The sequence below is a fragment of the Microcoleus sp. D3_18_C2 genome (assembly GCF_036702395.1).
Taxonomy (GTDB): domain Bacteria; phylum Cyanobacteriota; class Cyanobacteriia; order Cyanobacteriales; family Microcoleaceae; genus Microcoleus.
Window position 1 is genome coordinate 104,826 of the sequence record NZ_JAUBTG010000009.1, and the last position, 18,894, is coordinate 123,719.

Here is an 18,894-nt window from a genome sequence, read left to right on the forward strand (position 1 = left end):
CACCTGTTCGGGACAGTTTGGGAAAATTTTGGGAAATTCGTGGTTTGGGGTGCGATCGGCAAAAAAAAACCCCAAACCAGAATTGGCGGGGAGTTAATTAATCAGGGTGCATCTACCAATTAAGCTTCCTGAGAATTCCAGCGCAATCCGGACAACCTCAAACTTTATTCAGCATCACCGTCGATATCGCAAAAAAAAACCCCAAACCAAAATTGGCGGGGAGTTAATTAATCAGGGTGCATCTACCAATTAAGCTTCCTGAGAATTCGAGCGCCATCCGGACAACCTCAAACTTTATTCAGCATCACCCTCGATACCGCAAAAAAAAACCCCAAACCAAAATTGGTCGGGAGTTAATTAATCAGGGTGCATCTACTAATTTAGTCTCCCGCCCGATGTGCACCTTTTCAGGACACTTTGGCAGAATTTTGGAGAATTTGTGGCGAGGGGGGGCGATCGACAAAAAAAACCCGGCCAAAATTGGTCGGGAGTTAATTAATCAGGGTGCATCTACCAATTAAGCTTCCTGAGAATTCGAGCGCAATCCGGACACTTACCACTAAAAACTCAAAACTCTTTTCGGTGAACCAGAGTTGCACTAGCTTGGTCTGTCGGAACTAGCAAGATTTCGCTAATATTGACGTGGGGCGATCGCGTCGCGCAAAAATACACGACATCGGCTACATCGTCCGCAGTCAGCGGTGTCAATCCTTGATAGACATTTTTTGCTTTTTCTGCATCGCCGTGAAACCGGACATTGCTAAATTCTGTTTCCACCAAACCAGGCTCTATTTCTGTCACCCGCACTGCTGTTCCCAAAAGGTCTTGTTTCAACCCTTCAGAAATAGCTCTCACTGCTGCTTTGGAAGCGCAATAAACATTACCTTTCGGATAAGCTTGGCGGCCTGCTATTGAGCCGATATTCACTACGTGGCCGCGGTTTCGGCTTACCATTCCCGGCACGATCGCACGAGTCATGTAAAGCAAGCCTTTAACATTGGTATCAATCATTTCTTCCCAATCTTGAAAGTTGCCTTCGTGCAGTTTGTCTAAACCACGGCTCAATCCCGCATTGTTAATCAGAATATCGATGTTTTTCCAGGCATCGGGAAGCGCAGTTATCGCCGATTCGACTTGCGGGCGATCGCGCACGTCCAATTCTAGTAAATAAATCTCGTTTGCCGATGCGATGGATTTTGTTTCTACAAGTTCGTTTGCCAGTCGATCAAGCTTTTCAAGACGGCGGGCTGCTAAAATTAGTTTGGCTCCACCTTTGGCGAATATCTTGGCACAGGCTGCTCCGATACCGCTACTCGCACCTGTAATGAAAACAATTTGATTTTGGATAGAAATCATACGATTTTAGATTTTAGATTTTAGATTTGGGAATTGGGAATGACTAATGAGATAAGGGTTTGGATATTTCATACTGTCAATTCAACATAATTCTTGTAGTGACGACTTTAGGGATTCAGTCCTTTCTCTTCAAGATTTTCTTGAACTCGCCACTACTAAAATTACCCAAATAATACCATCCCCTAAAAAATGCAACTGTAGACCAGCGCTCCAAACATTTAATTCATAAGTTATTCCCCATCTAAAATCTAAAATCTAAAATCTAAAATCTAAAATCTAAAATGGTATAACCCATAACACCTATTTTATTACTTGACAACCCGCAATCGCACACTAACTGTTGCAATTCCACCTTGTCGCATCAAAACTGCTGAAACCCACCGATTTTCTGGCGTAGCCGGAGCTTTACCTACTTTAAAAATTCCCCCGGCATTTAGCAACTCTAGCTCGACTTCTGAGGGATTAAAAAAGGTTTTTTCGGTAATGGGTTCCTCCAAAACAGTCCCTATTAAAATATCATCGCCGATCGGCTCTCGTACAATGGCATCAAAATAGTAATCTTCGCCTACCTTAACTTGCTCCGGCAAATTTACTTCAATTGTGGGAGGATTATTTCCAGAACTAAGCTGAGTTTGTTCTGCTAAAATCTCTTGACTAACTATTTTTTCACCTTCAAAGCGCTGCTGGGAACGGATGGTAGCTTTGAGAGTTAATTCTCTGCCATCCTTTTTTTGAGTGCCGGCAATTGTAGTTATGGTTTCTGCAATAATCGCGCTACCTTCGGTTTTCCAAGATTTGATCTCGGTGCGGTAATTTAAACTTGGATATCGATCCCAGAGTTGGGTGAGGGCTTTTTCCATGCTTTGGCCGTTTAAGCCGTCAGAATGAGTGAAATTCTGGCTGTAAAATGCCATGACTGCTTTGACATCGCGCCGGTTGGCGGCGGCGTCAATTTCTGTTAGCAGTTTTGTGAGTGGGGCGGGCGCATTTTCAGGGGTTTGGGCGATCGTTTGGGGAGTCGCCCCGATCGCACCGATCGCTCTTGCCGCACCTTGATGCAGCACGCCAGCACTTACCACTGTTAAACATAACAATATTTGAGCGATCGACTGCCCGCCGTTAAAGCCAAAAACGATCGCCCGTTGGCGCAGCCCTCGAAGCGGATCGGCTTTTTCGTCCCGACGGCTGGAAAAATACTGAGATGCACTTGGCACTAAATTCAAAAAATTACGCATTAGGTGATAATTTGGTTATTTGTCAGGAGTCGTGGCGCGGGCAACTGTTCGCCTGCAACGAAAACTGACAACGGAAGGACGGACATGGCACAATCTAATTTTAGATTGCTGATTGAAAATTGGCTGAAACTGCCGGAATAATAAGCATAATAATCTAAAACCTCAAATATAAAATTGATTGACCTGTGGAACTTGTACTTGTAAAAAAAACAAAAACCTTGACAAAAGCCCCCCTCCGGTTGTTGGTTGCAGCTAGCGGCACTGGTGGACATTTATTTCCTGCGATCGCCACCGCTAGTCAGTTGAACGACTGTCAGATCGAATGGCTAGGAGTCCCAGATCGCATGGAAACCGAATTAGTTTCATCCCTTTACCCCCTCCACACGATCGCCGTTGAAGGCTTTCAGCAGCGATTTGGACTAGGTACTGTGCGAATTTTGGGCGGACTCGTCGGCTCGATCCTTCATGTGCGGAAGTTGCTCAAAGCGGGAAATTTTCAGGGAGTCTTTACTACCGGCGGTTACATCGCAGCACCAGCAATTCTAGCGGCTCGCTCTTTGGGTTTGCCGGTGATTCTCCACGAATCTAATGCCATTCCGGGGAAGGTGACGCGCTGGTTTAGTCCTTTGTGCACTGCTGTGGCGATCGGATTTGAAGCAGCAGCCCAGCATTTACCCCGCGCCAAAACGGTGGTGGCTGGTACGCCGGTGCGATCGCAATTCCTCGCCCGCCAACCTCTAAATTTGCCAATTCCTGACAGCGTACCTGTTATTTTAGTCATGGGTGGCTCTCAAGGTGCTGTCGCAGTCAATAAGTTAGTGCGCGAGTGTGCTCCGGCTTGGTTTGATGCCGGCGCTTGGGTGGTTCACCTCACCGGAAATAATGACCCGGATGCCGAGAGTTTGAAACACGAGCAATATTTGTCAATGCCATTTTACGACAATGTGGCGAGCTTGTTGCAGCGAGCAAATTTAGCAATTAGTCGATCGGGCGCCAGTGCTCTGACAGAATTAGCAGTGACGGGCGTACCTTCTATTTTAATTCCTTTTCCTCACGCGGCTGACGACCACCAAAGATTTAATGCGGATGTATTTGCTAAAGTCGGCGCCGCTGTGGTATTCCGTCAAAGCGAACTGACAGCAGATGTCTTGCAAAGCAAAGTGTTGTATTTGTTAAGAGATTCCGAATATTTGGAAAAAATGTCTCAAGCTGCTGCTCAATTAGCGGTGACAGACAGTACAGAACGTTTGGCAAATTTGGTCAGGGAATTGGTGGTGAGGTAGCGAAAATTGGACACCGCCACTAATTTAACGAGTTCTTTTTAATGAGGGTAAAGCGTAAAACCCCTGTCCAACCAAATAACATAAAACACAGCCCCATCCCGATAACCAACCATTGGAGCCTTCCCGCAAAACCGAAAAGCAATAAAATTTACATCATCCTTAAGATGGCTGGGAATAGGTGCTCTAATGGAACTTCGGGCTATCTTCTCGTAGCCCAATCCGTGACGGGGACAAGCATTAATCTCACTCCAGGTAAGCTGATTTAATTTGTAGAGCGTATCTGCAAAAGCAGCCTTTTCATCTTTTGTGCATTGAGAAAGAGAGTAATCTTTATTCATGTATCGCAAAGAAAATAGAGGTGACTCCTGCTCTGGCGGTAAATCAACAATTTCTCTAGGTGAAATCCTTTTCCCTTTTTCTTGGCGTTGATTTGCCTTAAGATGCTTCTTCACAATTGAGTTGAGTCTTGAAGTATTTTTTCAGGGATTGATGAGTAATTTTTCCGCTATTTTGAGCAGCAAGTTTCCAGGGATATTCTTCGTGTGTCATGTTCCTTAACTTCCATGCAGCAAACTGCCCAAACACAGAGTAAACTTCATCAAGCAGGCTCTTAGTTTTTTCTTCGTAAATCGAAAAGTCTATATATTCAGGACGTGGAATTGCACCAGTACCATACTTTTTATAGTGACGGTACAAATCAGGAACAACGGGCCCGTGAGTCCATGCTTCTATGGCTTCAAGAAATAGCGGTTCATCGTACAAAGCTAAATGAAAGCCTTGAGCATAGTAAACCAATTTCTGAAGCTTGAGATTAGATATCAGATCGCCAGCATCTTCACTTGCCTGAGCCAAAAAGTATTCGGCTGCATCATAACAACTCAGCATAACTTACTTGGTAGTCATTAAACGGCAAAACTAGAACGAGATTTTTTTGACACTCCCGCGACTCAAGCAGACTATATTTGTCTGGAGACGTTTTCACGGGGAATTGCGAGCCGTGTCACTTTATTTACATTATACTATATTTTCTCAATCTATGCCATATTCAATTTAACAAAATTAACTACCGATTCTAATCCTTCCTTTGTCTTCAAGTTAGTAAAAACAAAAGGTTTCTCCCCCCGCATTTTTTTCGCGTCCCGTTCCATCACGCCTAAATCTGCTCCTACATAAGGTGCGAGGTCTGTTTTATTAATTACCAACATATCAGATTTAGTAATTCCTGGCCCGCCTTTGCGCGGAATTTTATCGCCTGCTGCGACATCGATTACGTAAATTGTTAAATCTACTAACTCCGGGCTAAAAGTTGCCGCCAAGTTATCGCCGCCGCTTTCGACAAATACTAAATCTAAATCAGTGAATTTGTGTTCTAACTCTTCTATAGCTACTAAGTTTATCGAAGCATCTTCGCGGATGGCTGTGTGGGGACAGCCTCCTGTTTCTACGCCCAAAATTCGATCGCTCTCTAAAGCTTGACTCCGAACCAAAAATTGGGCATCTTCCTGAGTATAGATATCATTAGTAACAACCGCAATCTGGTATTGCTGCCGCAGCGCCTTGCACAAAGCATCAAGTAAAGCAGTTTTCCCCGAACCAACTGGCCCAGCAATTCCTACACGAAAAGCACCCATAGCGATTTTAGATTTTAGATTTTAGATTTTAGATTTTCTGATTTTCTGATTTGGGATTTGGGATTGAGGGATTTGGGATTGAAGGATTTTCAACTGCGAAACAACCGAGTGTACTGAGTTTCGTGCGCCATGCTAGCCAGTCCTAATCCCCAACTGCAACTGCCAAGCTCATCATCTTCTAATTTTAAAACTTCTTGCGCCGTACAGCTAATTTGAAACTGCAAATCTAACAGTAACTGTTGACCGGCTGTTTGACCGAGGGGAATCAGTTTCACGCCCGCACTCGCCAAATTGGCAGCCCAACTGTACAAATATCCTAACACGGCCGCTTCCTCTTCAATCTGCCAGTTGGCGGCGGCAATGCCAAAGCCGATCGCAAAATTGCACGGATTGCCGCCAAATTCCACCAAATCTTTTACACTTGTTGTTAACCCAGAAGCAACGGGCGATTCCCTGCGGGATAGCTTCGCTTCACGCAAATCCAGCAGCAACCTCACCAAAGTCCGCCCCATTTGCCAACTTTGCAAGCGCAACTCTTCTGTTTCCTTAGCAGCCGTCGCCCAAGCATTCCAGTAATTCAAAGCCGTCAAATCCCCCATCTGTGCCGCCCTCAAAGCCCTTACCACCACAGCGGCTTCTACTCGCACAGCCCCGAATTGCAGCGAATTTTCTAACCAATTCCTCAAAGTAATCTCGCTGTCGATCGTACCGGTTTCTACCAGACTTTCGATTCCCTCAGAATAACTATAAGCTCCCACAGGTGCAAAAGCTAACTGCAACAAAGATAAAAGTTGATTGTTCACTGTTGACTGTTGACCAAGAATTTGTTGATGGTACCCGCCACGTGATTTATCCGGGGAATCAATCGAAAATCGAAAATCGAAAATCCTCAAGCCCCCGAATTTATCTCGCGCAAGTCAATCCAAAATCTAAAATCTAAAATCTAAAATCTAAAATCTAAAATCGAATGACTGTTGACTGTTGACTTCTTGCTTCTTCAATAGCCGAAAGCAATTTAGTCATAAGCCCTCGGATTTATCGGTGGGAGTAAATCTAAAATCTAAAATCTAAAATCTAAAATCTAATGGCTGTGCCCGTAAGCGCCCATTTCCGGCTGAAACGGCACAATTTCCTCTGTTACTTCCAAACCCATTTTTTCTAGCATTCCCTGCAACACAGAGTCGGGAGAAAGCCTTAAATAATTATCGGCAACTTCTAAAGCTACGTGGCGGTTTCCTAAATGATAAGCCGCCCGCATCAGTAGCAGCGGGCTTGAGGCCCGCGCTGTCAGCACGAGTTCGGGTTTTGCACTTACCAGTACCAAACAGCTACCGTCTTCCGACTGCAATAAATCTCGATCGCGCAATACTGTACCTCTGGGCAAACTCAGGTGCAGCCTTTCCCCCGTTTCTGTCTCGAATCGGTGGCGGCTGCGAGTGCGATCGTCGGCTGTCATTGGTAAAGTAAAGCTGACAACAGCATCGGGATTTGCTGGTAAATGTTTTGTGAATGTTAGCATTTTTCTATTCTATTCCTCAGAACCCTTCACTTTACATCGAGTTTTTGAGGAATATCTTTTTTATAGCCGAAGGAATAAGGAAGACCGAAATTGCCATTTTCAGCTCATGTTTCAGGAATTAAAAACGTTTTAATCGTCTTGGCGATCGCTATATCTCATTCCGATTTACAGCCAGTTGAAAAATATTCATCTCTCTGAACCGCTCCCGTTCTTGTCTCTTTACCACATTTTTGTCATCTTGTCAAGCATTTTATCACAGACGATCGCCCTTTTTTCAAAAAATTTTGCATATCGTCTAGTAACTCGAACAATTTAAATCTCCAATATATTGTTGGGGGGAGGTAGCGCTTAGGCATCCTGCCTGCCATTAACAAGCTTTTATGGAGAAGTCTAATAGAACGGGAGAGGAAGAAAGACTCAAACCCTCAAGCTTATTGATTGCCCGCTTGTTGCAGTCGCAGCAGTTCGGCTTGAATTCGCTGTTTGACTGCCGGGTCCGCTTGCTGGAGCAAAGTAAGCTGGTTGAAGCGACTAACTGTCAAACCATTGGTTTCGATAACTTTTTTAGCTTGTTGGCAGTAATTCACCGCGATGCCACGAACACCTCCAGACAACCTATTAATTTGCTGAGTTTCGTTGCACACTACTCTGGGAACCGATCCCCCAGCCATTCCTTTAATTTCGTTATAAGCTTCCACCCGTCTGGGTTCTATTGCCAACACAGCACGAGCGTAGCTAGTAATTTCTTGGCTGCTAATTTCTTGAGCTTGGGCTGCCGATCCGAAAACGAGGTTTGGGGATTGTCCATACAAACCGGGCGCCCATCCGCTAGCTAAAGCTGCTGCAGAAATGATGCCTGCAAACAGCGATTGTCGCAGCATCCGGTTAATGCCAAATTTAGAGGTGTTTAGTGAGGTGTTCATGGTCGTCGGTGATTGCTTACGTGTAGATAAAAATGACACAGCGCTTGGAGGCTCAATCTTTTTGAATAATGTGGTGGCTAAAAAGTTCCTGCCTAGGAGTGACTATTTTGAATTCCAGCAGGATGCTTTGGAAGTTGCTACGACGATCGACTTTTTAGCAAATTAGATAATTTGATTCATTCTAGCATCTGTGGGAAGTTGACAATATTCAAACTTGAGATAGTAATTTTAATTACAGAGCGTTCCCGAGTTGCCAGAGGCAATAATTCTCAAAACGCAAATATTAAATAATTCTAAAAGTTATTGACAAATTACTCGCCTTAATTAGTCTAATCAAGGTACGCCCTAGCAAAGCTATCTTCCCGCCAGGGTTCCCGTTCCCCGTAGGGGTTCCCGTAGGGTAGGGTAGGGAAGCGCCTGGAAGGCTAGGTCAATCGATTTTAGATTTTAGATTTTAGATTTTACAATACTTCGGACAGTTTTTGATTGCCCACCGTAAAATAAGGGTTTCAGGGCGATTGGACAATCAAGCTGCCAACCGAAAATCAAGGGTTTCACACTATGAGATAAAAATATTCCGCACTATTGATTTTAGATTTTAGATTTTAGAATTGAAGCATTGACTTGCGCGAGATCAATTCGGGGGATCCTTTATCGGATACAGGTTTTTTATTTCTGGACGGATTCATCACGTGGCGGGTATCCTGGATGCGAGGGGGTCAAATTTAGCAGCAATCGCACTCCTCAATTGCGGCGATGATTTATCTAATGTTAAGCGATGGTGCATTTGTCGATCGACAAAATCCCCCACTGCTTTGGCTGCTGACGACGCCCAAGCCGGAACAAAAATCATGTTTTACTACCCGAAGATAGAGACAGCAACAGGGTACTAGACATTAAAATCTTGTTATCAAAATGCGCGCTATCTGTTTTTGGCAGTCAACGCGCAGGCGTGGGATTCCAGTTCTCGCTTCCTCCAGTTTGGGGCTGTGAAAACTTGTCTGGGAGTTAGCCAGAAACCTGGTTTTTCTACGAAATAAAATCGTTACAGCCACCAGCAAAAGCAGACAAACCCGGAAAGCTGGAATTTTTGGGGCTCAGTTTGCTTGTCATCTCGATCGCAGATAGCGATTTTGTGCAAGCATTATCGTAGCAATTTAACAATTATTAATTACCCATTGCCCATGAAAAGTCAAAAAGAAATTTGGCGAGTTATTCTCGCAGTAGCTATCAGTATTGTAGGCGTGCTGCACTTTGCAGTACCCGCACCTTTTATCAGAATTGTGCCGCCCCAGCTTCCTTACCCGGAAGCATTGGTTTATATCAGCGGTTTTTTCGAGATTTTGGGCGGAATTGGGCTGTTAGTTCCTCCTGTCAGCAGGGCGGCGGCGTGGGGGTTAATTGCCTTGTTTATTGCCGTGTTTCCAGCTAATATCAATCAAGCCGTCAACAACATTCCGATAGAAGGGATTCCCCACAACCAATTACTGTATTGGTTGAGGCTGCCTTTTCAAGCTGTCTTCATTGCTTGGGCCTGGGTTTATACCAAACCAGACGAAGGTAAACCCCGGGCTTCTATAGTTCCAGATACAACAGAAAACGCCCAATGAAGCAGTTCGACTACTCTGTGGATTTTAAAAACATCGACTTTAGACAGCACCCGGAACTTTATCGGGTAGGGAAAGGAGAACAGGGAGTGCTGTTGGTTGAACCATACAAAGGAGAAATTTTGCCTTTCTGGAGATTTAAGACTCCTGAAATTGCCAGGGAGTCTAGCAGCAAAATTTACTCCTTGTTTTTAGAGTATCTCGATGCCGATGATTTTGTGGGAGCCGACATGGCCCGCAAGTTCTTGCAGATGGGGTACACTCGATCCCGTCGCTACGCTAACCACAAAAGCGGCCGAAAATACCAGCAAAACCCTCAAAAGCTGAAGTCTGTTGCAGAGCAAACCGCCGCTCGAAAAGATATTTTGCCGCTCGAAACTGATCCGGTGAAAGCCGAATCCGCCGCCATTTTTAAAGAGAAATGGATGCTGGCTAAAATCAACGAGAAATATCTCCAGCTTTTAGCCAGACATCGGCAGATGTACGAATCTTAGTTAGTCAACGCTGAGGATTGACATACAGTTACCAAGAAATTGGGTCTAAAGCCCCGTCATAAGCTTGACGGCTTTAATTAATTATCAACTTTTGTTAATTGTTTTCTTGAACTTTCTTGCATTGTGTTCATTGTAGAGTAAAATAACTAGACTACAGGTAGAATAACCGCCGATACACATGAGACACCACGCTCAAACGACAGGTCGGAAAACAATAATGGTTAGTGGGTGGCGAAAACCACGAAAAACATAGCTGGGCTAACTAATGTAAGCCAAAATCAGAGACTAAACTTTTTATTTCTAAAATGTACTGTGGGGCACACAGAAACAAGAGAAGCAATTCTCGAAAGCTTGGGGAGACAAACCCTCGCGAGGCTATCTAAATTAAGCTCGATATTTGGTTCTTTTGAACGGATACCTGGTTTAAACACTGCCACAAGGATAGATAGTTTTAAGGTATGTCGCAGAACCAAGAATCCCCTCGCCTTCAGGCAGGGGAGTGTCAAAAAAACTCAGGACTTAGACTTTAGCCCCGTCGGCAGCAGTGTAGTTGTGCTTGCCTATCGGGGCCTGCTCTATTTGCTTGACCCTACTATTTACTCGTCATCTTCTTCCGTCTGCCACTGTCGCCAAATTTCAAAGGCATTAAAGCCCCTGTATTGCAGGTAATTCAAGACTTTGCCCTTGGTTTTCGGATCTGCTTTACCCCAAGTATCGATCTTGTATTTCCGCATGACTTTGGCTTTTAATTCGGCCAGTTTTTCTGCTTCGGAGTCCTGATTTTCTGCAATTTCTTCTTCCCAGACTTGCTCGAACAAATCGTTGGTAATTCCTTTTTGCAGGCACTTGCGCTTGATGGCAGACTTTCCGTATTTGCCTGCTGCAGAGGCGATCGAGTTTGCCACCAAGCGAGTGTCAGACTGATAGCCCCGGTCTTGAATTTGCGCGATCGCCTCCAATATTTCCTCATTGCCAAAACCTTTCTCTTGCCCCTTTTTGCGAAGTTCAGAGGCACTGTAGTCTTTGCGAGACAAGAGAAAATAGAAATAGTCAAGACAGCTCATCAGTTAAATCGAAGGGTGGCGCGCAAATACTCGTGTAGCGAAGCCAAATCCAGTAGCCTTGCTATCGGCTGACTGCATCGAGATCGCCTCTATTCTTCTGTATCCTCCTCTTCATCATCCAATTCCACATCCGGTCTGTCCACATCGATCTGAATCAAGCGAATGTGCTTGTATCCGAGCTTAATTTCAAACTCGTCTCCCGGCTTTAATCCCATTTCTTGGGTATAATTTGCCCCGATCACGATCGAACCATTCTTGTGAACGCTAGCTCGATAACTCGCTTCTCGCCCGCGTCCGTCTGCTTTAGACTTCTCTAGCTCAATGCCCTTAGCAGCTAACACTGCATCGTAAAACTCAGCCAGATTAATCCGGGTTTCTCCACTTTTGCTGACAGTGAAGTAGCCGCAAAGCTTCGCAAGTTCTCTGCGTGGCAAATCACTGCCTTTGATTTTTTGAAGCAGACCTTTTCCTGTTAAGGGTGCTGTAGCTGTTTCTGCCATTGACCGTACCTCGCTTATTGGACTTTACTTATATCAATTACAACACATTAGATTAACTTTGTTTCACTGTCAATACTAATAATTCTGAATATTAAGATTCTGGATAAATTTCTGCGGCCTCAAGACCGGGGGTGCAAGTAAGGATGCTCGAAGGGCGATCAATTTGCTCCTCGCGGCCCAAATCCTTGTGTAAGCCTTGGAGCGATCGCGCGGGGAATTATTGTCGCAAATTAAATGCTTTACTTTTTTACAGTAAAGTCTGTTCCCTGCATTCACCAATCCCCGATTGTGTCTGCGGTCAAGGTCAAAATAAGACAGCCATGAATGGAAATACCTAGAACGCGGCCACTGCAAATCTGCCGAAAGCATTTACCGGCGCGGGGTTAACTTTTACCTCAACAAGACGAGGCAGCACTTGTTCTCGATGCCACTGCCAGCTACTTGTAAATTCTATTTTTACGGCTGGAAATCCCCTCAAAACCCCAAATACCAACGAGCAATCTTCTATTAAGGTTTTGGGCATATAACTTGCACAGAACGCAGTCTGGGGAAGGCAATCCGGTAAAAATTGCAGGAAATTTCACCGGTTGGTTGAACGGGTTTAAGCTAAAACCCGACTCCATGGGCGCGGCGGCAGAAACATCGGGCAGCCACTAAGAGGAGAATAGTTTTGATCGGGCGAGATTGCTTCGCGACTCTTAACACTTCGCCACGAATCAGTAGATTTCTAGGGGGAACTGGCGAAAATCTTCCTCCTCGGGCCCCAAGCCAGAGAATTTGAGGTTATTTCCACAGGGGAATTGAAAAAGACCGAGTTTAATGCACAACAGCTTAAATGTTTGATGCACTACAAATTAGCAGCGGTTCCCGACATGGAGTTTCGATGGAAATGTATTGGTTTCGAGTCGTGGCCTGTAAACTGCCATACTCTCAAAATTTATGCACCAACTGGAGGGGCGCGTCAATCGATTTTAGATTTTAGATTTTAGATTTTAGATTTAAGCCTTGACCCCACGGATAAATACGTTCGGCAAGTTTCATCGGATACAGGTTTTTTATTTCACCGGTCCTGAGTCTGCTTTCGGCATGAATCACGTGGCGGGTATCCTGGATGCGAGGAGGTCAAACTCACAGCCGCTTCCATAATTAATTATTGTTAAATAAGCGCGCTGACGGTGAGGACGTTCTTAATTGTGGCAACTCTGGCTTTTATTGTCTTGTGCCGAATGAGGAATGCTCGTGCTGCCGAATCAGCCCGCTCAAAAACGCAGACAAGCCACCGACTCCTGTCGTGGAGAGATCAAAATTTTAGACTCTTGTTCCATTTCCCAGATTTATCTGTGGAGTAAATTTAAAATCTCAAATCGTTCGACTCAGGACTCAAGCCGAGGTCTAAAATCTCAAATCGACTGACGCATTCTATGATTAAGCAGTCCCGGACTTACTTTCTCGACGAGAAACCCAGTTTCTTCCTCGATGCTTAGTTGGGCTGCTGCTTATTTTCGGTAAAAACCGACTTGATGAAGGTAAGTCCGAGATTCGATCGAGCAGTATACTTTCGATCGCTTTGCCAGCGGCAGCCGATCGCGAATGGCCAGCAAAAACCCCACCCAGTTTGGAGCCAGGCCAAGAGAGTCTAAATTCAGCATTGCAGTGGGCGATCGCTTTTAGTGACGTTGTTGCAGGTAATTTTGCGACAGGGGAGTCCGTACCGCCGGCAGTAACTCTTCTGGTTTCGGACCTCGCTGGTTCGAGTACCGCCACCCAAAAAAGCCAGCACTAAAAGCAACGGACAACAAGCAAAGCATCAGGGTAACAGATTTTTTCAGCCCCGGTTTTTTTAACGGTTTCTGAGTCGATGCAGCGGCGCGAGTTGCTTGGATCGCTGAACACTCAGAATTAGGAATAGAGGAGGGCGAAGCCGTCGGTGAGTTCGGTGAGTTAGTAGCATCCGCTCGATCGTTCTGGTGAACCCAATCCCTACGATCTTTTAATTGGTTGGGATATTCCCAGACTTCGCCGTCAGAATTGTCTGACTCATGGGATCGATTCGCTGGGATTGGGGGGTATTGGGCGATCGCCGAAACCGAAGACGGGGCCTTCCATTCTGTACCCGCGAGCGCCGGTGGCGTTCCCGGCGCGATTATGTGCACCATAGAACCGGATGTCGCGCTGTGGGCTGGCGCGCCGGTCAAATAGCCGTCAAAGTCCGGGTGCTGATAGAGAATGGGCAAAGCCCAGTATAGCTGGTGAGAACCGTAGGCAGAAATTAGCCCAGCTCTGGCACGGCTCAGGCTGAGATCGACTGGATAGCCTTGATTGAGGTTGCGGTAAAACAAACGCGTGAGAGTTAGGGCTACATCGTCGGGGATGCTTTCTGCCATTGCTAGCACTGCCGGAATTCCACGCTTGACTAGAGCTTCGGTTAAGTTCCGTTCCGGGCTGTCGTCCGCGAGGTCTGAGGGGTCGCCGTAGGCGCCGCGGCAGGAGTTGAACACGGCCATCTGAATACCGTTGTTAACGAGCAATCCAGCTAAGTCGTCGCCACTGAGGGTTTCGGTTAAGCCGGTGCGGCTGCTGACTAGGTAGAGTTCCCCACCTCTGGAACCTAAGTTGCTGTGGCCTGCGTAGTGCAGGACTTGGTAGTGTCCTTGTTCTAGGGCTTGGGTAAGTTGTTCTCGATCGGGCTGTTCGAGAATAGTCAGTTGAATTTCCGGGCAATGGGGGCTGTTTTTGAGAGGATGACCGGTGCGGTTTTGGAGTTCTTGCTGCAAATGGAGCACTTCTCGCTTGAGCTGCAAGCTGTCTCGATCGCTCGGAGAGGCGATCGCCATTAAAATTTTTAGTGGCCCGCCACTAGGCAGTATCCGGGTTTGCTTGAACAAACTTGTACCTGGTTGGTAGCGAGAAAATACGACATCGGTGCCGGTTGCCAAAGGGCGATCGCCGGCGTGCAGAACTTCCCACGGCAGTCGTGGCAAGCGCCGGCCTTTGAGTCCGAGTCGCAGTTGCAGCACTTCTCGGCGGTGCTGGGCTATGCCTTGAGCGCAAGTCCAGCTATCGCGCAAGTTTCCTTGAAACAGCCCGCTGTATAATTGTTGCCCCAGGGCTACTAAATTCGGCGCTGAGTTGTTTCCCGAACGGGAGAGGCCGCGACCGGCAAAACTGCTTCCCTGTACTGCTTTTCCCTGGAGCAAGCCCACCAGCGGGTCGTTCATCAGTTGAGCAGACAGTGCCAGCCATTCGTCGATCGGCCAGCGGACTTGTTGTTCGGCTAAGGGTACACCGGGTGCAACCCTTTCTGTCCGCACTAGATATTCATCGTCCCCAACGGGGGTGACTGAGAGTTGAAATTCCTGGCTCACCGATTTAGCGCCCTCCCGCCTTAATTCTGAATTTGCCTGCGTTTTTGCGGCTAGCAATAGCGCTCGGCAACATATTTTTTACTCTTCCAATCAAAGTTTCTGAATGCGCTTCCCCCGATCGGGCGATCGCTAGGGTCATGTATATTTGTTCAAACACTTTGAGGATATAAAAGTTGTACTTTAATAACAGTTTATTAGTTTTGATTGCCCTGTGGCTCGGTGAAAGCCGAATTTTCTCCAATCTTGCTATCTTTAACATTTTGCACCTCTACCGCAGACCCCTTTAGATTCGTCGTGAACTTGAGTTTCTCATTGCTGAGTAAAGTTAAATTGGAGGCACTTTACCAGGCGGATCTCTAGTTCTTATTAAAATTACTTCGGCTCTCGCCAACCGGTTTCAGGGCAATATCGCAGGCAAATTTGAGTATTTTATTTTTTTGGGAGAGGGGTCGATCGGTCTTTACCGCTTATCCTGTACCACCAACCCCCCATGTGTAATCTTGATTTTGTGTCAATTAATTAATTGGTCAGCCCTGGGTTCTCATCCGTAAGCCCTCCGCCCTCATCCTTAAGACCTCCGTGGCGATCGATAATCGATACTTCACCATCGATAATTCCTAATAATTTATTGCTAATTTACCGCTTTCATGATATAGAAAATTTTTAATTTAACTGTTTTAATCGAGTTAAAGTTAAGCAGCAAAAATAAACATCAGCAGCCAAGAACTCTCAACAATACAACGACCATAAAATTGTTCCGGTACTCTCAAGCAACTCTTTTTTTGGCATCTAGAGGATTACCCCTCATCAGGCCGGTTTCTCGGAGAATTATTGGACTTGGTAGCGAAGCCGTTACAAAACAACAGGGTTGGGCAGCCTCGCCGTGGGTCATGCCCGCTCAAAATGCCGAGCTTGCAACAGTCACCAAAAACTACTTCTGCGTCACATACCATTTGAAAGCAAATCTTACAATCTGCCTGAAGATAGATATATTTTGGCAGAACTCTTAGTATTGATCCGAAAAAAAACTCAGTTCGCGAGGTTTCCTCGAATGAGAGAAAATTGTGCCACTAAAAATTAGAACAAATATTTGGTCGGGGGAATTATCTAAATTTCTAATTAATCATCGGGAACTAAAATTACGAGGGTGCTGTCGTTTAGTCAAGAGATTCAAATCCTAGGTCAGGGAAGGATTTGTCAAAGCTGGGAGTGTTACAAAACTTCAATACACCCAGCCTAGATCGGAAAAAAAGCAAGGGTAGAATTTGGGGGACAGAGGTTTTGGGTAGTTATTTAGGAGTTGTCAGTTGCGAGTTTAAATTCAGCTAATTCACTGTAGAAATTACGTAGAAACTCTACAGGCAGGGGCCCTTCGGCGCAGCTTACTGTAGAAAATACCGAGAACATCTTAAAAGCTCGGAGCTTCGGCGTAGCACTTACAGTGTAGGTTGCGGATTAATTGATTTTGGTACGCAATGGCAGAATATAAAACTCGCAAAATAGCGAAAAAAACCTTGCAGTTTAAGTGGCATCTATAATAGTAAAGATGAGGAAACCAGCTCCTATAGGGGGCGAAAGCATGAAGTAAAAAAAAAACTTCTGCAGCCTCCTGTTTGCTGATAAATTGATTCTAAGAAGCTTACCATTTTTTGGGAAATATCAACAATGGATGAACTAACGTTGTTAGAAGAAGGAGCGGGAACACTTTTTCCCGCTCAAGATGAAACACAAAAGCCAGTCGGGGATTTAGGCGACGACAGCTCTACAATTTCCGATGAGGAGTTAGCCGAGTTAATTCAGATAGCGCTCACCGAAAACACCGACGGCATTACCACCACATTTCCAGCTCTGTCTAACGGCGTACTGGAAGAAGGTGCTGCTGATGACAGCCAAATGGCGGAATCTAACGGCGTACTAGAAGAAGGTGTGGGCGACATAGATGACTTAGATGATGACAGCGGCATCGATCGCCGCCGAACCGTCGTCGGTACCGATGACGATGACTTAATTGTCGCCACCGGCGAACAGGATGAGATATTCGGCAAAAAAGGCAAGGACAGAATCAAAGGAAACCGAGGCAAAAAAAATAAAATCTTCGGCGGTAAAGATGACGACGATTGCGAGGGCGGCGATGACGACGATGAAATAAGAGGCGATCTGGGCAAAGATACCGTCATGGGCGGCAACGGCAACGACACCCTTAACGGCGGTAAAGACAACGATACCGTGATGGGTGGCAGTGGCAACGACATCTGCGAAGGCGATGACGGCGATGACTGGACCCACGGCAACGAAGGAGATGATGACGTTGACGGCGGCGCCGGCAACGATACCGTCTATGGCGGCAAAGGCAACGACGATTGTGAGGGCAGCGAAGGCAACGATGCAGTCAGGGGCGACACAGGCAACGACAACGTTAGCGGCGGCGACGGCAACGATACCGTTAACGGTGGCAAAGATAACGATACCGTGATGGGCGATGCCGGCAGCGACGTTTGCATGGGTGACGACGGCGACGACAGCGTGATGGGCGGCGACGGCGACGACAGCGTGATGGGCGGTGCCGGCAACGACGTTTGCATGGGTGACGACGGCGACGACAGCGTGATGGGCGGCGACGGCGACGACAGCGTGATGGGCGGTGCTGGCAACGATACCCTCGTGACTGGCGACGGCAATGACATGGCAGACGGTGGCGACGGCGACGACAGCGTTAGCGGCGGCGGCAACGGCGACGATACGCTGATGGGCGGCGAGGGCAACGATACCCTGATGGGCGGTACTGGCAACCATACCTGTGTCGGCGGTGCTGGAGATGACGTTTATGTCGTGAGTAACAGTACCTCTGGGGCAAAAGCAGTCATCACTGACTACACAGACGGCAGCGACAAATTTCTGCTGTTTGGCGACTTGAACTTTAGCAGCTTGACCTTTATACAAGTCGGTGGCGATACCGAAATTCGGGTCAATAACTTTGCCTTGGCGCTATTGTTGAATGTCAACGCAACGCTGATCACTGCTGGCGACTTTTTGGAAGTTAATCCTGAAACTCCAACTCAAACTCAAACTCCAACTCCAACTCCAACTCCAAGTCAAACTCTCACTCCGATTTTTAACCCTCCGCGAGTGGAAGCTAATAATAGCTTGACTGCTGGTTCCAGCGGCGGCGAGCAAACTATTACTTCTGAGTTGTTGCGGTTTGTCGATGACGAGCAAGGTCCTAGCGGCACAGTCTTCAAGTTAACCGAGCTACCCGATGCTACAACCGGCCAACTATTGTTTAATGGAGTCGCCGTAACACAAGTCGGTTTTACCTTCACTCAAGCAGACATTAACGCAGGCTTGGTAAGGTTCAAAGCGACAGTAGGTTTTGTCGGTGCGCTGAGTTTTGGTTTTGAAGTTAGCAACGGTAAACGATCTCTCACCGGCCAGCGTTTTAGCTTGAACATCGAGCAAAATGTCTTTAAGTTTAGTGGCACTACAGCACCTCAAGTTATTGTCGGTTCTGCGACGCTGGATAACGATATTGAAGGCAGCGATGGTGACGATAACATTACAGCCGGCAAAGGCAAAGACAAAATCATCGGCGGCAAAGGCAAGGACACAATTAAAGGCGGCGATGGCGATGACGATATCGACGGCGGCGATGACGATGACGATATCGAAGTTGGCCTAGGCAAAAACAAAATAAAAGGAGGCTTGGGCAAAGACAAAATTCAAGGCGGCGATGACGATGACGATATCGACGGCGGCGATGATGATGACGATATCATCGGTGGTAAAGGCAAAAACACGCTAAAAGGCGGCTTGGGCAAAGACAAAGTTCAAGGCGGCGATGATGATGACGATATCGACGGCGGCGATGATGATGACGATATCATCGGTGGTAAAGGCAAAAACACGCTAAAAGGCGGCTT

The 18,894-nt window shown here is 46.4% G+C and carries 20 protein-coding genes; 5 read left to right on the forward strand and 15 right to left on the reverse strand.

Features of this window, described 5'->3' with window-relative positions:
• Positions 1-567 precede the first annotated feature (567 nt).
• Together QUA88_RS08650 and QUA88_RS08655 are read right to left on the reverse strand one after the other, a co-directional pair.
• Positions 568-1,356, reverse strand: a complete 789-nt coding sequence (locus QUA88_RS08650) for an SDR family oxidoreductase (protein ID WP_333209538.1) — start codon at positions 1,354-1,356, stop codon at positions 568-570.
• A 308-nt stretch (positions 1,357-1,664) separates the two neighbouring features.
• Positions 1,665-2,591: a nuclear transport factor 2 family protein gene (locus QUA88_RS08655; RefSeq protein ID WP_333271240.1), complete on the reverse strand. Its 927-nt coding sequence runs from the start codon at positions 2,589-2,591 to the stop codon at positions 1,665-1,667.
• Positions 2,592-2,809: 218 nt separating this feature from the next.
• Between QUA88_RS08655 and murG the strand changes: the two genes are divergently transcribed.
• Positions 2,810-3,874, forward strand: coding sequence for an undecaprenyldiphospho-muramoylpentapeptide beta-N-acetylglucosaminyltransferase (murG, locus tag QUA88_RS08660; RefSeq protein WP_333260461.1), 1,065 nt, complete (start codon positions 2,810-2,812; stop codon positions 3,872-3,874).
• 38 nt (positions 3,875-3,912) lie between these two features.
• Here murG and QUA88_RS08665 read toward each other — a convergent pair whose 3' ends face one another.
• The 6 genes from QUA88_RS08665 to QUA88_RS08690 all read right to left on the reverse strand — a co-directional run bounded on the left by QUA88_RS08665 (position 3,913) and on the right by QUA88_RS08690 (position 7,947).
• Positions 3,913-4,326, reverse strand: a complete 414-nt coding sequence (locus QUA88_RS08665) for a hypothetical protein (RefSeq protein WP_333057436.1) — start codon at positions 4,324-4,326, stop codon at positions 3,913-3,915.
• Entirely contained in the window at positions 4,310-4,759 is a 450-nt protein-coding gene (locus QUA88_RS08670; RefSeq protein ID WP_333057437.1) for a type II toxin-antitoxin system antitoxin SocA domain-containing protein, read from the reverse strand. Before QUA88_RS08670 ends, QUA88_RS08665 begins: the two co-directional genes overlap by 17 nt.
• 149 nt (positions 4,760-4,908) lie before the next feature.
• Positions 4,909-5,505 carry an urease accessory protein UreG gene (gene ureG / locus QUA88_RS08675; RefSeq protein WP_333057438.1) on the reverse strand — a complete coding sequence of 199 codons (597 nt, stop codon included), beginning with the start codon at positions 5,503-5,505 and terminating at the stop codon, positions 4,909-4,911.
• Positions 5,506-5,594: 89 nt separating this feature from the next.
• Complete coding sequence (locus QUA88_RS08680; RefSeq protein WP_333271244.1) at positions 5,595-6,308, reverse strand: urease accessory protein UreF; 714 nt, start codon at positions 6,306-6,308, stop codon at positions 5,595-5,597.
• 278 nt (positions 6,309-6,586) lie between these two features.
• Complete coding sequence (gene ureE, locus QUA88_RS08685; RefSeq protein WP_333209546.1) at positions 6,587-7,024, reverse strand: urease accessory protein UreE; 438 nt, start codon at positions 7,022-7,024, stop codon at positions 6,587-6,589.
• A gap of 431 nt (positions 7,025-7,455) precedes the next feature.
• Positions 7,456-7,947, reverse strand: coding sequence for a DUF4168 domain-containing protein (locus QUA88_RS08690; RefSeq protein ID WP_333209548.1), 492 nt, complete (start codon positions 7,945-7,947; stop codon positions 7,456-7,458).
• On the opposite strand from QUA88_RS08690, the gene QUA88_RS08695 reads away from it, so the two are divergent.
• Positions 7,946-8,113: a hypothetical protein gene (locus QUA88_RS08695; RefSeq protein WP_333271249.1), complete on the forward strand. Its 168-nt coding sequence runs from the start codon at positions 7,946-7,948 to the stop codon at positions 8,111-8,113. The two genes, QUA88_RS08690 and QUA88_RS08695, sit on opposite strands and share 2 nt — an antisense overlap.
• A 522-nt stretch (positions 8,114-8,635) precedes the next feature.
• Here the strand turns inward: QUA88_RS08695 and QUA88_RS08700 are convergent.
• Complete coding sequence (locus tag QUA88_RS08700; RefSeq protein ID WP_333057443.1) at positions 8,636-8,800, reverse strand: hypothetical protein; 165 nt, start codon at positions 8,798-8,800, stop codon at positions 8,636-8,638.
• Between the two features lie 331 nt (positions 8,801-9,131).
• Here QUA88_RS08700 and QUA88_RS08705 point away from each other — a divergent pair, with 331 nt between their 5' ends.
• A complete protein-coding gene (locus QUA88_RS08705) occupies positions 9,132-9,557 on the forward strand; it encodes a DoxX family protein (protein WP_333209550.1) in 426 nt (141 codons plus the stop codon).
• Complete coding sequence (locus QUA88_RS08710; RefSeq protein WP_333057445.1) at positions 9,554-10,048, forward strand: DUF4385 domain-containing protein; 495 nt, start codon at positions 9,554-9,556, stop codon at positions 10,046-10,048. The genes QUA88_RS08705 and QUA88_RS08710 overlap by 4 nt, the downstream gene beginning before the upstream one ends.
• A gap of 596 nt (positions 10,049-10,644) precedes the next feature.
• Here the strand turns inward: QUA88_RS08710 and QUA88_RS08715 are convergent.
• The 6 genes from QUA88_RS08715 to QUA88_RS08740 form a co-directional block, all read right to left on the reverse strand.
• Positions 10,645-11,112, reverse strand: a complete 468-nt coding sequence (locus QUA88_RS08715; protein ID WP_006634375.1) for a regulatory protein RecX — start codon at positions 11,110-11,112, stop codon at positions 10,645-10,647.
• An 89-nt stretch (positions 11,113-11,201) separates the two neighbouring features.
• Positions 11,202-11,612: an AbrB family transcriptional regulator gene (locus QUA88_RS08720; RefSeq protein ID WP_015177612.1), complete on the reverse strand. Its 411-nt coding sequence runs from the start codon at positions 11,610-11,612 to the stop codon at positions 11,202-11,204.
• A gap of 334 nt (positions 11,613-11,946) precedes the next feature.
• A complete protein-coding gene (locus QUA88_RS08725; RefSeq protein WP_333057446.1) occupies positions 11,947-12,135 on the reverse strand; it encodes a hypothetical protein in 189 nt (62 codons plus the stop codon).
• A gap of 973 nt (positions 12,136-13,108) precedes the next feature.
• Positions 13,109-13,261: a hypothetical protein gene (locus QUA88_RS08730; RefSeq protein ID WP_333057447.1), complete on the reverse strand. Its 153-nt coding sequence runs from the start codon at positions 13,259-13,261 to the stop codon at positions 13,109-13,111.
• An 18-nt stretch (positions 13,262-13,279) separates the two neighbouring features.
• Positions 13,280-14,977 carry a CHAT domain-containing protein gene (locus QUA88_RS08735; RefSeq protein ID WP_333057448.1) on the reverse strand — a complete coding sequence of 566 codons (1,698 nt, stop codon included), beginning with the start codon at positions 14,975-14,977 and terminating at the stop codon, positions 13,280-13,282.
• Positions 14,978-14,981: 4 nt separating this feature from the next.
• Positions 14,982-15,236, reverse strand: a complete 255-nt coding sequence (locus QUA88_RS08740; protein WP_333057449.1) for a hypothetical protein — start codon at positions 15,234-15,236, stop codon at positions 14,982-14,984.
• A 1,406-nt stretch (positions 15,237-16,642) separates the two neighbouring features.
• Here QUA88_RS08740 and QUA88_RS08745 point away from each other — a divergent pair.
• The coding region (locus QUA88_RS08745; RefSeq protein WP_333271256.1) for a cadherin-like domain-containing protein at positions 16,643-18,894 on the forward strand (2,252 nt) is incomplete at its 3' end.

What these genes read in the sequence shown, in the direction of transcription:
- QUA88_RS08700 (WP_333057443.1), bottom strand. Translation starts at nt 8,800, where the DNA reads ATGATTTTTGTTCCGGCTTGGGCGTCGTCAGCAGCCAAAGCAGTGGGG.
- QUA88_RS08655 (WP_333271240.1), bottom strand. Translation starts at nt 2,591, where the DNA reads ATGCGTAATTTTTTGAATTTAGTGCCAAGTGCATCTCAGTATTTTTCC.
- QUA88_RS08730 (WP_333057447.1), bottom strand. Translation starts at nt 13,261, where the DNA reads ATGCTGAATTTAGACTCTCTTGGCCTGGCTCCAAACTGGGTGGGGTTT.
- QUA88_RS08670 (WP_333057437.1), bottom strand. Translation starts at nt 4,759, where the DNA reads ATGCTGAGTTGTTATGATGCAGCCGAATACTTTTTGGCTCAGGCAAGT.
- QUA88_RS08725 (WP_333057446.1), bottom strand. Translation starts at nt 12,135, where the DNA reads ATGCCCAAAACCTTAATAGAAGATTGCTCGTTGGTATTTGGGGTTTTG.
- ureG (WP_333057438.1), bottom strand. Translation starts at nt 5,505, where the DNA reads ATGGGTGCTTTTCGTGTAGGAATTGCTGGGCCAGTTGGTTCGGGGAAA.
- QUA88_RS08715 (WP_006634375.1), bottom strand. Translation starts at nt 11,112, where the DNA reads ATGAGCTGTCTTGACTATTTCTATTTTCTCTTGTCTCGCAAAGACTAC.
- QUA88_RS08720 (WP_015177612.1), bottom strand. Translation starts at nt 11,612, where the DNA reads ATGGCAGAAACAGCTACAGCACCCTTAACAGGAAAAGGTCTGCTTCAA.
- QUA88_RS08690 (WP_333209548.1), bottom strand. Translation starts at nt 7,947, where the DNA reads ATGAACACCTCACTAAACACCTCTAAATTTGGCATTAACCGGATGCTG.
- QUA88_RS08695 (WP_333271249.1), top strand. Translation starts at nt 7,946, where the DNA reads ATGGTCGTCGGTGATTGCTTACGTGTAGATAAAAATGACACAGCGCTT.
- QUA88_RS08710 (WP_333057445.1), top strand. Translation starts at nt 9,554, where the DNA reads ATGAAGCAGTTCGACTACTCTGTGGATTTTAAAAACATCGACTTTAGA.
- QUA88_RS08650 (WP_333209538.1), bottom strand. Translation starts at nt 1,356, where the DNA reads ATGATTTCTATCCAAAATCAAATTGTTTTCATTACAGGTGCGAGTAGC.
- QUA88_RS08705 (WP_333209550.1), top strand. Translation starts at nt 9,132, where the DNA reads ATGAAAAGTCAAAAAGAAATTTGGCGAGTTATTCTCGCAGTAGCTATC.
- QUA88_RS08740 (WP_333057449.1), bottom strand. Translation starts at nt 15,236, where the DNA reads ATGTTAAAGATAGCAAGATTGGAGAAAATTCGGCTTTCACCGAGCCAC.
- ureE (WP_333209546.1), bottom strand. Translation starts at nt 7,024, where the DNA reads ATGCTAACATTCACAAAACATTTACCAGCAAATCCCGATGCTGTTGTC.